Origin of the sequence: Halomonas sp. (assembly GCF_033549285.1) — a bacterium.
Taxonomy (GTDB): domain Bacteria; phylum Pseudomonadota; class Gammaproteobacteria; order Pseudomonadales; family Halomonadaceae; genus Halomonas.
Window position 1 is genome coordinate 1 of record NZ_JAWSUJ010000031.1, and the last position, 11,829, is coordinate 11,829.

Consider the following 11,829-nt stretch of genomic DNA (forward strand, 5'->3'; position numbering starts at 1 on the left):
GGTGGATGAGCATTATGATCAGCTCAAGTTTGGAATGTGAGGCAGCCGCCTTCAGGCGGCTCAGATTCTTGCCCCTTTGAGGGGCTAACAATATAAAGCCCCCGGCTTTGCCGGGGGATACTTACTGACTGAGTGGTGTCGCGGATCCCGTTGAGCTCGGCGATGCGGGTCAGCAGTTGGGTGAAGGCTTCGCGGGTTTCGTTCTTCATGGTGTTTTCCTGGTGGTGGTTACCGGGTGTTCTGGTGCTATTCAGCGCTCGCAGGCCAGCGGGGCCAGCGGGCCTTCGAGGTCGCCCTCGAAGCGGGTTTTCTCGTCGTCCAGGGTGGCCAGGCGCTCGAGCACCGCATCGGCGATCAGTGCGCGCTTCCGCTTGTCGGCCTCGTCGGCGATCTTGCGACGGTCATCGCCGGAGATCTTCGCCATAAAGCCGGGCCTGCTGGCCTCGTGGCCATCGAAGCCAATGCCACCCATGAAGTTGTTATCTTCGATGACCTCGCGCCGGACGCTATCGGCGCGCTGTGCCAGTGCCTCGAGCAGTTCCTGTCCTTCGGGCTTCTCGAAGACGGCTCCCATGGCGGCGTTGAGGCGGTTGATTGCCGCATCCCGGCGTGCCGCGGTCAGTTGGGTAATGTGCTGCTGCCGGAGCTGGCCGGCCCAGTGCCGTAGCTCGGCAACATGGGGTGTCAGCTCGGCGATCAGTACATCGAGCTGCTCGACCTCGGCGGCCAGGGTGCGCTCCTCGGCTTGCAGCTCGCGGACCTCCTTTCCGGCAGCGCCGCCGGCGTCCTTGAAGATCTGCCGCCAGTTCCGGCCGGCGTCGCGGCTGCTCTGCATGGTGGCGGCACGCTGGTCCTTCAGGCGCTCGAGCTCGCCGGCGGCGGTCTCGAGCTTGGCGCGGACGTCACGGTAGCCGTCGGTCACGCGAGTGAAGTGGTCTCGGGGGGTGTTGGCTGTGGTCATGCGGCGTTGCTCCAGGTGATGGGTCTCACGGTTGTCATGCGGTCAGTACGTCGATGGCTTCGGGGGTCAGTTCGTCCAGGGTCATGGTGCCGTCGAGCAGCCAGCCAGCTATCACGGCCTGGCCCTGGCGGAGTCGCTCGCGATCGGCAGCGCGCTGCTCACTCTCGTGGTCGGCGATGGCGCGGCGCCGGTCGGATTCGGCGCGATGCTTGGCGAGCTCGATAGCGTTCCACTCGCGATATCGGTCAATTTCGCTCTGGAAGAGCGGGGGGAACATGGCCCGGAAACTCTCGGTGATGCGGCGTTCCCAGGGCGCGAGCGGGTAGCTCGCAGGGGGCAGCTCGGCAGCCCCCGTACAGTTAGTGACACAAGTCCAAGTCCAAGCGCCGGCGGTGCCGGCGAAGGTCAAACCCTCCAACCCCTCGGCGGACGCGGCCTTGCGGACAATCTCCCAGCGGTAGAGCCGGGTCAGATAATCGGCCTCGCCGGTCGAGCTGATCACGGACAGGCCGAAGGTCGCGGCCAATGGCTCGCCGTAGCGGCCCAGGGCGTCAAAGGTAGCTTCGCCAGTCTCCGGGTTGGCCAGGGTGCCGGCGGCGTCCTGGCGTACGACGCGCCACGGTCGCACCGGCTGGGCCTGGCGGCCGGCCATCGGGCCGCCCATCAGCGCGACATACTTGTCCCAGCGGTTGGCCAGGGCGGCGCGTCGCACGTCGGCCAGGATGGCGGCAGCTTCGGGATCGGGGCGAGTAGCGGCCTCCCAGTCCGCGAGCGCCTGCTCGTCCTTGAGCCGGCGCACCTCGCGCCACACCGTCACCGAAGGCAAGCCCACAAACTGGAACTGGCGGATGCCCCAGCAGCTCGACCAGGACTCGATACGCGGGGCGCTGCTGGTCAGGTCGTGGCCATAGTGGTCGAGGTGGTCGCCATCGACGGCGTCCCTGGTGAACTGGGCGCCGTTGATGTTCTTGGCGATATATTTGGCGATGTACCCGGCAGCAGTACCCTTCGCGGGGTCGATGGGCACCGGCTTGAAGCGTCGCTGCTCGTCCCCGGCAACCTCCTCGGGGCTGTCTTCCAGGGCGTAGCGACGCATCACCTCGGTAACGGCTGGCTCGTCTTCAGCGGCCATAAACATCATCATGTGCCAGTGTGGGCAGCCGTCGTGATGGGGCTCGACGGTGCGGAGGCCGTAGATACCAATGCCATCGCGCTTGAGCTTGGCGCGGATCTTCGCCCAGACGCCACGGAGGTACGCCTGCGCCTCGCGGGGGGTGGGGGCGCCGCCGGCAGCCCATTTGGGGTTGTGGCGGGCGGTGCCCTTCCACACGGCATGGAATCGGCTCGGGCATGTGAGGGTGTAGAACATCCCCACATGCCCCAGGCGATTCGCCTCCTCCTCGGTATCGTTTATGCGCAGCATCAGCTCGGCGCGGCGGTGATCGGGGTTGGCCAGGCCCAGCTCGGCGAGCTCGGCGAGGGTGTATTCCTGGCCGAACTGGTTGATGGCGGCCACCGCCTCCATGGCGCGAGTATTGCGGTTCCGCTGGGCGCGGCGTGCCCGGTAGCCCCGCTCGCTGACGTAGATGCCTGCGCGGTCGTGGACGCGGCCCAGCACTCGTTCGCGCTGCTCCAACCGGCGGGCGTTGAGCCGACGAAGCTGGCGACGCCACCACAGGTCGCACGACATGCGAGCCAGGCCACCGCGCTCGCCGTAGCGCTCAGGCGGCTTGAGGTGGTGACGCTCAACGCGGCGGGCGGCGCGCTGGTAGGCCAGGCGCACATCACCCAGCGCCGCGGCCTCGCCGGCGGTTGCCCTGGCTTGGGCTTGGGCGTGTGCCACCAGGGCGTCATCATCGTCGGTACAGAACCACGGCCCGCACCTCAGCAGGGCAGTGGCGAGCGTCTCGCGGTCGATGGCCGCCCGGTGGGTGCTCATGATGCACCCCCGGCGCGGGCGGGATGCCGATCGAGGGCTTGCAGGGCGGTGAGCTCGACCTCGTCAAGTACTCGCTGGGCGGTCATGTCGTCGCCGCTGATGCGATCCTCTTGCACCAGGGCGGCGAGCTCTAGCAGCAGGTCGAAGTAGCGGCACGCGCTGAACTCGGCACCGTCGGCACAGCAGGCCGAACCCGCGGAAAGGTTGCGCAGCCGTGGGGCTGTGCTAGTCTTGGCGACGGAACCGAACGTGGTGTGGGCCCCTATAGGATTGTGGTGATCTTGGGGGCCTTTCTCGTTTCTGGTCATCTCTAGTACACCTTCTCCCCAGTCAGGCGGCTGCGTTCTGCCACGTCGAAGCCTTGTGCCTGAATCAACGAATCCCGGCCGGCCTCCTCGCGGCTCCGGTTCCCGTTGGAGTCCAGGGCCCTAGCCACTGCCCGCTGAATGGCCGGCCAGTCGTCGGCGGTGAAGGTGATGCGCTCGTTCTGCACTGCCAGGGTGATTACGCGTTTCGCCATCTCATTCGCTTCCGAAGTGGGTGCGGTGGTTGCCCTCAAGCGGGCGGTGCGTTTTCAACATCTGCTGAACGGGGGGGCCGTACGGGCGGCGCGACAGGCGGCTGAACGGGGTTCTGTACTGGCGTCGCCATCAGCAGTCCGTCAGCACGGGCCAGTTGCCGAAGAAGGTGACGCCGTCGCTACCACCGCCTTCGGTGAACGCTTGAGAACCTTTCGGCGCCGGCAGCGCTTTCAACTTCTCTATATCAACTCCGGCCTCTCTCAACCCCGCCTGAAGTGATAGATAAAGTTCTACCGCTTCATCTTCGAGAAACTCGTAAGGGAGTCCTTCGACAGTGGCGTAAATCAGCCGCATGGCTGCTCTCCTTTATTTCCGGCTCGCTTGAACCGCTTGGGCGAATATTGAACTCGGCGATGCTCCAGGCCCTCGAGCCACTCGAATACTTCGTTACTCAGGAAGGCAGTGATATGGACCGACACTTGAACAGGGCGGGGGAAGTCTCCCCGAGCTGACATGTTGGTGAGCGTGGCGCGTGATATACCCGTCACCCGCTCGACCTCGGGCCAGCGCATCAGGCGCTTTTGCTGGGTGGGGGCTTGCTGGTCCACTGCGATCTCCGTGATGTGTCGGTAAAGCCCCGGGGTGCTATTACCTCAGCGCCATGCTCACCCCGGGGACCTGCCGCAGCGGGGCTTGTTATGCCTCGGTATCTGCTTCAGGTACTGAATATGCTGACGGAGTTTTCGACAGATTTCCTGCCGACTTGTTGTAAGATCCCGGGTTCTTACAACAAGTCGTGGTTTTCGGCCATTTCGCGGTTTTTATTTGTCGTTGTTCTGCGATTTATTGCGACGTTTTCGACGCCTTGTCACCGGAACAAGCTGCCGATCGTTCTCTCTGAGCTCATCGAGGCGCTCATTGAACAGTTCGGCGATGAGTCGATCCATTGGCTTATTGCTATCCGCCACCGCCTCCTCGAGGAGCAAATAATTCCCGGTGAGGATGAACCAGCCGGTTTCGTCACCTCTTCCCCAGCCGCGGCCATGGCGATCGACAGCCCCTTCATCGGCACCGCGCCCCCACTCGTCGTCCAGCTTGCGGATACACAGGTAGCGGCTCTGGACGTCGATCGGCCAGCCGTCGTACTCCAGGTGCAGCCACTGCCGGCCGTAGCCGGCCCAACGCCACCACCACGCACAATGACTGATCAGGTGTCCCAGGCTTTCATCGACCTTCCACTGCTTAAGGCAGTTATCGCACTTCAGGTATGCCGTGTGGTCGCCTTCAGCCGTGGGCTTCGTTGTCCGGATCACCAGGCTGCATTCGCCACAAAATCGGCAGGGGCGCTCGCTAGGGCGTGCGGCGCCCTTGCCTGGCTTGCTGTCGTCGGCCATCAATTCACCTCCTTGGGGTCCGCCTCGCCGGCCTCGGCGGCCAGGGTGTGAATGTCCATGCGCACCCTGGTGATGCTGGTCGCGATGTTGTCCAGCAGGTCGGCGCAAGCCCCGGCCCCTTCGGGGTCGAGGCTGAGCCCATCGCGAGCCAACTGGCGGGTCTCTTGCTCGAGCTCTCGTATCGCGGCCAGGTCATGGTCAAGCGCATCGCGCCAGGTGATCAGGACGCTGTCGAGCACGTTCTCGGGGCTGCTCATGGTCAAAGCTCCTCGCTGTTGATGTGGTCAAGCACCACCCGGCGGGCGGCGCGCAGGTCGGCGGGGTGGGCATCGAGCCATAGCCACCTCCCGGCCCCGGGGCTGATCTCGAGGCCGGCGCGGCGCGCGTGGCGCTCCCAGCGGTAGCGGGTACCCGCTGGGCTTTGCCACTCGACCACGCGGCCGGTATTGACGCGCTCGTCGAGGTCGCGAACTCGGGTCAACATGGCGGTCACTCCAGCGGTTCGGGCACCGACAGCGCCAGGTCCTCGCGCATGCCCTCCAGGGCGCTCGCATGGTGGCGGACCTGCTCGATGTCACCCGCCTTCAGGCCGTCGCTGGCCAGGCTCTCTGCCAGGCGGAGCAGGCCGGCATGGTGCAGGTCGAGCCCTTGCAGGGTGTCGAGCACGGCGGCGGTGCTGATCGGGACGCGCCGGAGCTGTCCCTGCTCTTGGCGCCATGCCTCGAGTTGGATGGCCAGCGCCCCCAGGCTGGAAGCTGCCTTGCTCAGCTCCTCGGCGCGCTCGGCCTCGCCACCGTCGGCGAGTCGGCTGGCCTCCATGCCGGCGGCGATGCCCCCGGCCCTGATCCCCTTGGCCAGGGCCTTGAAGTCGATGTCGGTTGGCATGTCACTTCCCCTGGCCGAAGTGGTGGACGGTACGCGGTGCCTGCTGCTGGGCAGTGGCGCGCTGGTGCGCCTCGTGCATGGCCCGCATCAGGTCCAGGGCGTCGGAGGTGAGGATCTGGGCGGCTTGGGCGATGTTCGCCACGTCGTGCCCTTCAAGAGAGTTGGAATCTCCGGCCAGGGCGGCGCTTAACAGCATCCCTTGGGCGGCGGTCAGGCGAGCATCGGCCTCCAGGTAGAGCGCTTCCGGGCTGGCGGCTTCGTCCACCAGCAGGGCGGGCTCACTGTGAGCTGTAGTCGACACGGGCTGAAGACGGGGAGGGGTGTTGATCGTCATGGTGGGTGACCTCATTCGTTGACGGCTTGCCATTGCTGGCGGGCGGCGGCTTTGCGCTGGTCGAGGTACTCGGCGAGGTCGCCGGCACTGATCAACCAGGGCGATTTCTGCGAGTCGATGGCACGGTACGTCGGCACGGGCAGTGCCTGCGCGGCGGCGCGGGTGCTGGCGGTGCGGGCGTTGATGCCGAAGTAGCGCGGCGCGACCTCCTCGAGGGGGATCTCGGCGCGGCCATCGAACTCGGCGAGCAGGCCGAAGTAGGTGGGCGTGGGCATCAGTGCACCCCCATGCCTGCAGCGCGGCGGCGGGAGGTGGGCTGAGCCGGTGCCGCTGGGGCGTCGTCTTGGGAAATGAGGTCTATCAGGTAGGCGTAGGTTTCGGCGTCGAGCGCGCCCAGGGCAACGGCCATCTTGGCCATGCCGATGAGCTCGGCGCGCTGATCGGGGCGGCCGTTGACGCGGTAGGCGACCAGCAGCTTGCCGATGGTGCTCACGGCTTCCTGGTGCGCGCTGATCTCGGCCGAACGGCGGGGGGCAGCCTTGCGTTTCTGTTGCAAATTGCTAGGATGCATGGTGTCTGTTCCTCTTAGCGGTGGTCCGGACGTTTTGGCCTCGGGTGTTGGCGCACCCGGGGCTTCGTCATTTCTGGGCGGTGGCCTGCTGGTCATGGCGCATGGCCTCCTTGATGGCGTTGTTGACGAGCCAGGTTCGACTCAGGCGCTTCTGCTTTGACTTGACGTCAAGCCAGGCCTTCACCTCTGGCTCCAGGCGGAGATTGAATTGCGGGTTCTGCTGTGCCATTGGGCCTCCTTCATCCGTTGAAGCTTTATGCTTCATTTGGAATTGAAGCATAAGGCTTCATTGCCTGCAACAGCATTTTGCTTCATTTTTCATGACATGAAGATCGAAGAAGAAGTACAGGCCAATCTGAAATTCCCTAAGTCGCTGAAAGACAAGCTCAAGGCGGCGGCAAAGGAGAATCACCGCTCCATGACAGCGGAGGTAGTCGCGCGCCTCGAAAGCACCTTCGGAGACTTCAGGCCCTATGGTGAGGCACTCAATGAAGGCAACACGGATGAAGAGGCGAGGGCGCTGCGGATGCGGCTAAGCGCCATGCAGGAAGCAATGAAGGCGTTGGAGCAGGCTAGCACCACAATGCTCGGCGAGAGCCAGGCGCTGTCGCTGGAGTATCAGAGAGTGTCCCGGGCTGCTGCCGAAGCGCGTCGCGACAAACAGAAGGCTGGTAAGGACGACTGACTTGCCCGGCCTTGATAGGCACCAACGCAAAGCGCCGCCCAGATGGGCGGCGCTTTGCGTTGGGCGGTGGGGCGTGCGGGTCAGTGGTCGGGGTGCAGGCTGTTCTCGGCGGCGGCGCGGGCGATGGCGTCGGCGGCCCACTGGTTCAGGCTCTTGCCGGACGCCTGCGCGGCAATGCTGGCAGCGGCGTGCACCTCGGGAGGGATGCGCAGCAGCACCCGGCCGGATGCCGGCTTGAGCGGCTCGCGGCCAGTGGCGCGGCAGTCCTCCAGGTAGTGATCGACGGCCACATGGAAGGCGTCGGTCAGCTCGGCGACGCTCTCGCCGTGGAAGCTGATGCGGTCGGCGATCCCGAGCACGTGGCCGACAAACACTTCATCCTCGGCGTCGAACTCGATACGGGCGGTGTAGCCCTGATACTTGATCACGTTGGTCATGGTCTGATTCCTCTCTCGTCCAGCCAGGCGCGCACGTCCTCGACCTGATACTTCTTGGCCTCCTTGCCGGGGTGGGGCCGGTGCAAGTAGAGCCGGCCGCCGGCGCCCAGCTCGAAGGCGACGCGCGAGCCATCGCCTTCCCGCACCTCGCCGCCCAGGGCAACGACAAGCGCCTCGATGTCGGCGAACACGATCCCGCTGGCTGTGGGATGACGATAGACGGCCGCCAGGGTCTTCCGGTGCTTGGTTTTCATTCGACAATGATAGCGCCGGATGATATCAGCGCGCAACGCTCAGGCGGCGCTGCCGATGGCTCAGAGAGGGGAAAACTGTTTCGCGTTGCTGCGAATTTGCTACAGGATGGCTTTGATGCCCGTTATTGCTGGCGTGGGTTCCAATCCATCATGGGGGCCACGGAGAAGGTACGGTCGAGCTGGGGCATCGGCATCACGGGGGTGTCGGTCAGAGGGCGGCCATTCTACCAGCACTGGTCAATTTCTGGCCAATGCTGGCAGGGTGATAGGCCCGCGAGCCTTGCGGTCCCTGGCCGGTGCACGGAAACCGGACACGCAGAAACACCAAGGCCCGCATCAGCGGGCCTTGGTGCTCGGCGTCTTGCGACGCGATAGGTCTGTCTGATCGGCGATCAGATGACTTCGATGTTCGAAGCCTGCAGGCCTTTCTTGCCCTGAACCACATCGAAGGAGACCTGCTGGCCGTCCTGGAGGGACTTGAAGCCGTCTGCCTTGATTTCGGAGAAGTGGGCAAAGAGGTCATCGCCACCGTCGGTCGGGGTGATGAAGCCGAAGCCTTTTGCGTCGTTGAACCATTTGACTGTGCCAGTAGACATGGTGTGTCTCCTTTCGCGCTATGCGCTCTTTACGAATTACCGGGTAATGCCCCGAGTGCTAGTGGGTCAAACAAGGGGATATAACCAGACAACCGAAAGGATTCGACTACTACTGACAATATGCATCTTGCTTACCAACTGCACACACGGTGTCACGGATGGCGGCCGGCGTCAATGCCTTGTGTGATGTCGCCGTCATCCCGACATGGCAGGGAAGGGAAGGCCGCGTGGCGTTCCTCGTCCATACTGACCGACATCCATCCCCATCAGGAGAAGCAGACCATGAGCGGCGATCTCACCGAGCACCAGATGGAGCTTCTGGCCCGCGTGCTCCAGCACGGCGGGGCGCTGGCCTCCCCCTTCGGCCACCCGGGCGAGGATAGCCTGCTGGAGGAGGTGCTGGAGGACATCGACACCCTGGAGGCCAGGGGGCTGCTCAGCGTCGACCGCACGCGCGGCAGCGACGAGCCCGAGCGAATCGCCCTGACCCAGGAGGGCTATGACGCCCTGGGCATGACCTGATCCCTGGACCAGCGCAACCGGAATGCCCTTGCGCGCATCGCGGCCTCACCCTGGCATGGGAGTCACGGCTTGATCTCCATCACCGTGGGGCAGGGCGCGATGTGCTATCTAGAAGGAAGCAGGGCGGTGCCCATTCGGCACTGCCGACCATCACAGGAGGCGACGTCATGGCGGATCGGAAGCAGGAACTGGAAGCGCTGCGCGACGAGCTGGTCGACCGGTTCGACCGCTACAAGGCCCACAAGGAGCAGCGGGGCGGTCCGCTGGACAAGGACATGGAGGACCAGTCCATCGAGCTGCAGAATGATGACGTGATCGAGGCCCTGCAGCAGGAGGCCGAGAACGAGCTTCGCCAGGTGATGCATGCGCTCAAGCGCATCGACGACGGCGAGGGCGACCTCTGCGAGGAGTGCGGCGAGCCCATCGACGCCCGCCGGCTGGCAGCCTTGCCTTACACCACGCTCTGCCGTGACTGTGCCGAGCTGCGCTGAGCGCAGGCGCCGTGGCCGGAAATGATGGTAGTCTGGCCTCTCATCGACGGGTCGGGAGGCATGCATGACGGCGTGGTATCGAGCAATGGGAGCCGGCCTGCTGCTGGTGTGGCTGGCCGGCTGCAGCGGCGGCGAGGAGGAGTCAGCATCCGAGCCCGAGGAGACGACCACTGCCGCCGAGACCCGCGAGTCACCGCCGGAGGCGACGCCCGAGGCCCCCGAGGTGCCGCCCTTCGACCAGCCGGTGATGTTCGATATCTCCTCCCGCCTGGGCAGCGACCGGCGCCTGACGGTGGAGGGGGAGACCAACCTGCCCGAGGCGACCCGCCTGCAGGTCATCGTGGAGCGCGAACTCAGCGGGGTGCGCTGGCGCGAGCGCGTGTCGGTGGAAGAGGGGGGCTTCGTGGCCGGTCCCTTCGGCCCGGGCAGCGGGCTACCCGATGGCGGCTATCGCGTCACGGTCGACGTGCAGGAGGGCAGCGTGCAGCCACGCGCGGTACGTGACCGCCTCGGCGAGCACAACGAGCATCTCAGCGGGCCCCTGGTGCAGGAGTCACGTCATGGCCTGGGGCAGGTGGCCAGCTACAGCCAGCGCTTCCTGGTGGGCAGCGAGACGCGCCGCACCCTCGACCATGTCGAGGTACTGGAAGTGGAGTGAACCCTCACAGCGGCTGGACGCGCCAGTGGGCCACCAGCTTGCCGACCAGACGGCAGGCCGGGGTCCAGGGCATGGCCGCGTCGCTGTTCTCGCGATGGAACAGCAGCTCCCCGGTGGGGCCCTGCTCGACCCGGCGGATGGCCAGGGTGCCGTCGTCATCGATGAGGTAGAGCCCGGGCTGGCGGAAGATGTCGCTGGGAGCGATGGCCACCAGGTCTCCCTGAGCGAGGAAGTCGAAGTGCTCCCCCGGGGCGGGCGTGACCAGGTGGCAGTCGCCGTCCCAGCGCTGGCCCGGCACCATCTCGATCGGCAGGTCGATGCCCTTCTGCCGGCCATCCTGCCAGGGCAGGGGCGGGCGGCGGCGGAGGTAGAGCGGCGAGGCCTGGGTCCCGCTTTCCTCGAGCAGCCGCGACAGCGGGCAGTTCAGGGCCTGGGCCAGGGCCACCAGCCGCTCGTGGCCGATCTGCCGGATGGCGCCGGATTCCCAGTAGGAGATGGTCACATCGGACACCCCGACCCGGCGCGCCAGGGCCGCCTTGTTGAGCTTGGCCTCCAGCCGAAGCTCCTTGATCCGTGGGCCGAGTGTATCCATTGCAGCATCCTGTGGGGAAATGGGTTGGCCGATCTTCTGCGATCGATTCGTGGCGTGCAAGAACACGCCTCAACGTTAATTCTGCCCTGATTCCGGCCGGGTCGGCACTCACCGCGAGGGCTCACCAGGCCACGGGGTCGCCGGCCCAGTCGAGGAAGGCCCCGCTCTGTTCGGGGCCGCAATCGTCCAGCACCGCCAGCAGCCGCTCGGCCACGAACCCTGCCGTGAACAGCTTCTCCGCCGGGACCCGCGCCTGGAAGGGTTTCGACAGGGCGGTATCGGTGGTGCCGGGGTGCAGGCAGGCGACGCAGATCTGCGGGTTGAGGCGGCGCAGCTCCACGGCGGCGGTCTTCATCAGCATGTTGTGGGCGGCCTTGCTGGCGCGGTAGGCGTACCAGCCGCCCATCCGGTTGTCGCCGATGGAGCCGACCCGGGCCGAGAGACTCGCGACCAGCGCCGGATGGCGCCCCTTGAGGCCGGGCTGCAGGGCCTTGAGCAGCAGCACCGGGGTGACCGCATTGACATGGTAGAGCCGGCTCAGGGCCTCGGCGTCCAGGTCGTCGAGCTTCTTCTCGGGGCCGATGCCGAGCCGCTCGTCGTGCAGCATGCCGATGGCATTGAACACCAGGTGCAGCGGGGTGGCGTCCAGGGCCTGGGTCAGGGCCGCGAGGCCCTCCGGCTCGCTGACGTCCAGGGCGAGGGATTCGAAGCGCGGGTCGGGGTGCGAGTGGCCGGTGCGGCTGACGCCGATCACTCGGCCGGGGCGGTCGCTTTCCAGCAGGGCATCGACCACGGCGCGGCCGATGCCACCGGCGGCGCCGGTGACCAGGGCCGTGAAGCCGTCGGGGAGTCGCGAGAGCATGGAGATCCTCGTGCGGGGAGTTCGGGCTCCAGCATGGACCACGCGGCGGGGGAATGATTCCCGGCCACGGCTGCCCGGCGCCGGCCAGGTGCGTATAATGCGGGGCATTCGCCCGCCCGGCAGGGCA

The 11,829-nt window shown here is 65.9% G+C and carries 24 protein-coding genes; 4 read left to right on the forward strand and 20 right to left on the reverse strand.

The annotated features are described in order from the left end of the window. Positions 1-23 precede the first annotated feature (23 nt). The 15 genes from SCI24_RS08920 to SCI24_RS08990 all read right to left on the reverse strand — a co-directional run bounded on the left by SCI24_RS08920 (position 24) and on the right by SCI24_RS08990 (position 6,834). Positions 24-209: a hypothetical protein gene (locus SCI24_RS08920; RefSeq protein WP_318725062.1), complete on the reverse strand. Its 186-nt coding sequence runs from the start codon at positions 207-209 to the stop codon at positions 24-26. 41 nt (positions 210-250) lie between these two features. Continuing rightward, positions 251-961: a hypothetical protein gene (locus SCI24_RS08925; protein WP_318725063.1), complete on the reverse strand. Its 711-nt coding sequence runs from the start codon at positions 959-961 to the stop codon at positions 251-253. 34 nt (positions 962-995) lie between these two features. Further along, entirely contained in the window at positions 996-2,900 is a 1,905-nt protein-coding gene (locus tag SCI24_RS08930; RefSeq protein ID WP_318725064.1) for a replication endonuclease, read from the reverse strand. Continuing rightward, a complete protein-coding gene (locus tag SCI24_RS08935; protein ID WP_318725065.1) occupies positions 2,897-3,208 on the reverse strand; it encodes a hypothetical protein in 312 nt (103 codons plus the stop codon). Before SCI24_RS08935 ends, SCI24_RS08930 begins: the two co-directional genes overlap by 4 nt. A gap of 2 nt (positions 3,209-3,210) precedes the next feature. Next, a complete protein-coding gene (locus SCI24_RS08940) occupies positions 3,211-3,420 on the reverse strand; it encodes a hypothetical protein (protein WP_318725066.1) in 210 nt (69 codons plus the stop codon). A gap of 130 nt (positions 3,421-3,550) precedes the next feature. Beyond that, complete coding sequence (locus SCI24_RS08945) at positions 3,551-3,775, reverse strand: hypothetical protein (RefSeq protein ID WP_318725067.1); 225 nt, start codon at positions 3,773-3,775, stop codon at positions 3,551-3,553. Beyond that, positions 3,766-4,029: a helix-turn-helix transcriptional regulator gene (locus SCI24_RS08950; RefSeq protein ID WP_318725068.1), complete on the reverse strand. Its 264-nt coding sequence runs from the start codon at positions 4,027-4,029 to the stop codon at positions 3,766-3,768. Before SCI24_RS08950 ends, SCI24_RS08945 begins: the two co-directional genes overlap by 10 nt. Before the next feature lie 213 nt (positions 4,030-4,242). Further along, positions 4,243-4,815 (reverse strand): hypothetical protein, encoded by a 573-nt coding sequence (locus tag SCI24_RS08955; RefSeq protein WP_318725069.1) that lies wholly within the window; start codon positions 4,813-4,815, stop codon positions 4,243-4,245. Continuing rightward, positions 4,815-5,072 carry a hypothetical protein gene (locus SCI24_RS08960; RefSeq protein ID WP_318725070.1) on the reverse strand — a complete coding sequence of 86 codons (258 nt, stop codon included), beginning with the start codon at positions 5,070-5,072 and terminating at the stop codon, positions 4,815-4,817. The genes SCI24_RS08955 and SCI24_RS08960 overlap by 1 nt, the downstream gene beginning before the upstream one ends. Before the next feature lie 2 nt (positions 5,073-5,074). Then, positions 5,075-5,299, reverse strand: a complete 225-nt coding sequence (locus SCI24_RS08965) for a hypothetical protein (RefSeq protein ID WP_318725071.1) — start codon at positions 5,297-5,299, stop codon at positions 5,075-5,077. A gap of 5 nt (positions 5,300-5,304) precedes the next feature. Further along, a complete protein-coding gene (locus SCI24_RS08970) occupies positions 5,305-5,700 on the reverse strand; it encodes a hypothetical protein (protein ID WP_318725072.1) in 396 nt (131 codons plus the stop codon). Position 5,701: 1 nt separating this feature from the next. Beyond that, on the reverse strand, positions 5,702-6,034 hold the full coding sequence (locus SCI24_RS08975) for a hypothetical protein (protein ID WP_318725073.1): 333 nt from the start codon (positions 6,032-6,034) through the stop codon (positions 5,702-5,704). Between the two features lie 11 nt (positions 6,035-6,045). Next, positions 6,046-6,309: a pyocin activator PrtN family protein gene (locus SCI24_RS08980; RefSeq protein ID WP_318725074.1), complete on the reverse strand. Its 264-nt coding sequence runs from the start codon at positions 6,307-6,309 to the stop codon at positions 6,046-6,048. Next, the gene (locus SCI24_RS08985; protein ID WP_318725075.1) at positions 6,309-6,605 is read right to left on the reverse strand and encodes a hypothetical protein; all 297 of its coding nucleotides are present in this window, start codon (positions 6,603-6,605) and stop codon (positions 6,309-6,311) included. The genes SCI24_RS08980 and SCI24_RS08985 overlap by 1 nt, the downstream gene beginning before the upstream one ends. A 67-nt stretch (positions 6,606-6,672) precedes the next feature. Further along, positions 6,673-6,834: a hypothetical protein gene (locus SCI24_RS08990; protein WP_318725076.1), complete on the reverse strand. Its 162-nt coding sequence runs from the start codon at positions 6,832-6,834 to the stop codon at positions 6,673-6,675. A 27-nt stretch (positions 6,835-6,861) separates the two neighbouring features. Between SCI24_RS08990 and SCI24_RS08995 the strand changes: the two genes are divergently transcribed. Continuing rightward, a complete protein-coding gene (locus tag SCI24_RS08995; protein WP_318725077.1) occupies positions 6,862-7,290 on the forward strand; it encodes an Arc family DNA-binding protein in 429 nt (142 codons plus the stop codon). 80 nt (positions 7,291-7,370) lie between these two features. On the opposite strand, the gene SCI24_RS09000 is transcribed toward SCI24_RS08995, so the two are convergent. From SCI24_RS09000 to SCI24_RS09010, 3 genes are all read right to left on the reverse strand, one after another. Beyond that, on the reverse strand, positions 7,371-7,727 hold the full coding sequence (locus SCI24_RS09000; protein ID WP_318725078.1) for a type II toxin-antitoxin system HicB family antitoxin: 357 nt from the start codon (positions 7,725-7,727) through the stop codon (positions 7,371-7,373). Further along, positions 7,724-7,981, reverse strand: coding sequence for a type II toxin-antitoxin system HicA family toxin (locus SCI24_RS09005; RefSeq protein WP_318725079.1), 258 nt, complete (start codon positions 7,979-7,981; stop codon positions 7,724-7,726). Before SCI24_RS09005 ends, SCI24_RS09000 begins: the two co-directional genes overlap by 4 nt. A 392-nt stretch (positions 7,982-8,373) precedes the next feature. Continuing rightward, complete coding sequence (locus SCI24_RS09010; protein WP_089714596.1) at positions 8,374-8,577, reverse strand: cold-shock protein; 204 nt, start codon at positions 8,575-8,577, stop codon at positions 8,374-8,376. A 282-nt stretch (positions 8,578-8,859) separates the two neighbouring features. Between SCI24_RS09010 and SCI24_RS09015 the strand changes: the two genes are divergently transcribed. The 3 genes from SCI24_RS09015 (at position 8,860) to SCI24_RS09025 (ending at position 10,248) form a co-directional block, all read left to right on the forward strand. Next, a complete protein-coding gene (locus SCI24_RS09015) occupies positions 8,860-9,099 on the forward strand; it encodes a hypothetical protein (RefSeq protein WP_318725080.1) in 240 nt (79 codons plus the stop codon). Between the two features lie 167 nt (positions 9,100-9,266). Then, complete coding sequence (locus SCI24_RS09020) at positions 9,267-9,590, forward strand: TraR/DksA family transcriptional regulator (protein WP_318725081.1); 324 nt, start codon at positions 9,267-9,269, stop codon at positions 9,588-9,590. A gap of 64 nt (positions 9,591-9,654) precedes the next feature. Next, positions 9,655-10,248 carry a hypothetical protein gene (locus tag SCI24_RS09025; protein WP_318725082.1) on the forward strand — a complete coding sequence of 198 codons (594 nt, stop codon included), beginning with the start codon at positions 9,655-9,657 and terminating at the stop codon, positions 10,246-10,248. A 4-nt stretch (positions 10,249-10,252) separates the two neighbouring features. Here SCI24_RS09025 and SCI24_RS09030 read toward each other — a convergent pair whose 3' ends face one another. Both SCI24_RS09030 and SCI24_RS09035 read right to left on the reverse strand, forming a co-directional pair. After that, positions 10,253-10,840, reverse strand: a complete 588-nt coding sequence (locus SCI24_RS09030) for a helix-turn-helix transcriptional regulator (protein ID WP_318725083.1) — start codon at positions 10,838-10,840, stop codon at positions 10,253-10,255. 121 nt (positions 10,841-10,961) lie between these two features. After that, positions 10,962-11,702 (reverse strand): SDR family NAD(P)-dependent oxidoreductase, encoded by a 741-nt coding sequence (locus SCI24_RS09035; RefSeq protein WP_318725084.1) that lies wholly within the window; start codon positions 11,700-11,702, stop codon positions 10,962-10,964. Positions 11,703-11,829 lie beyond the last annotated feature (127 nt).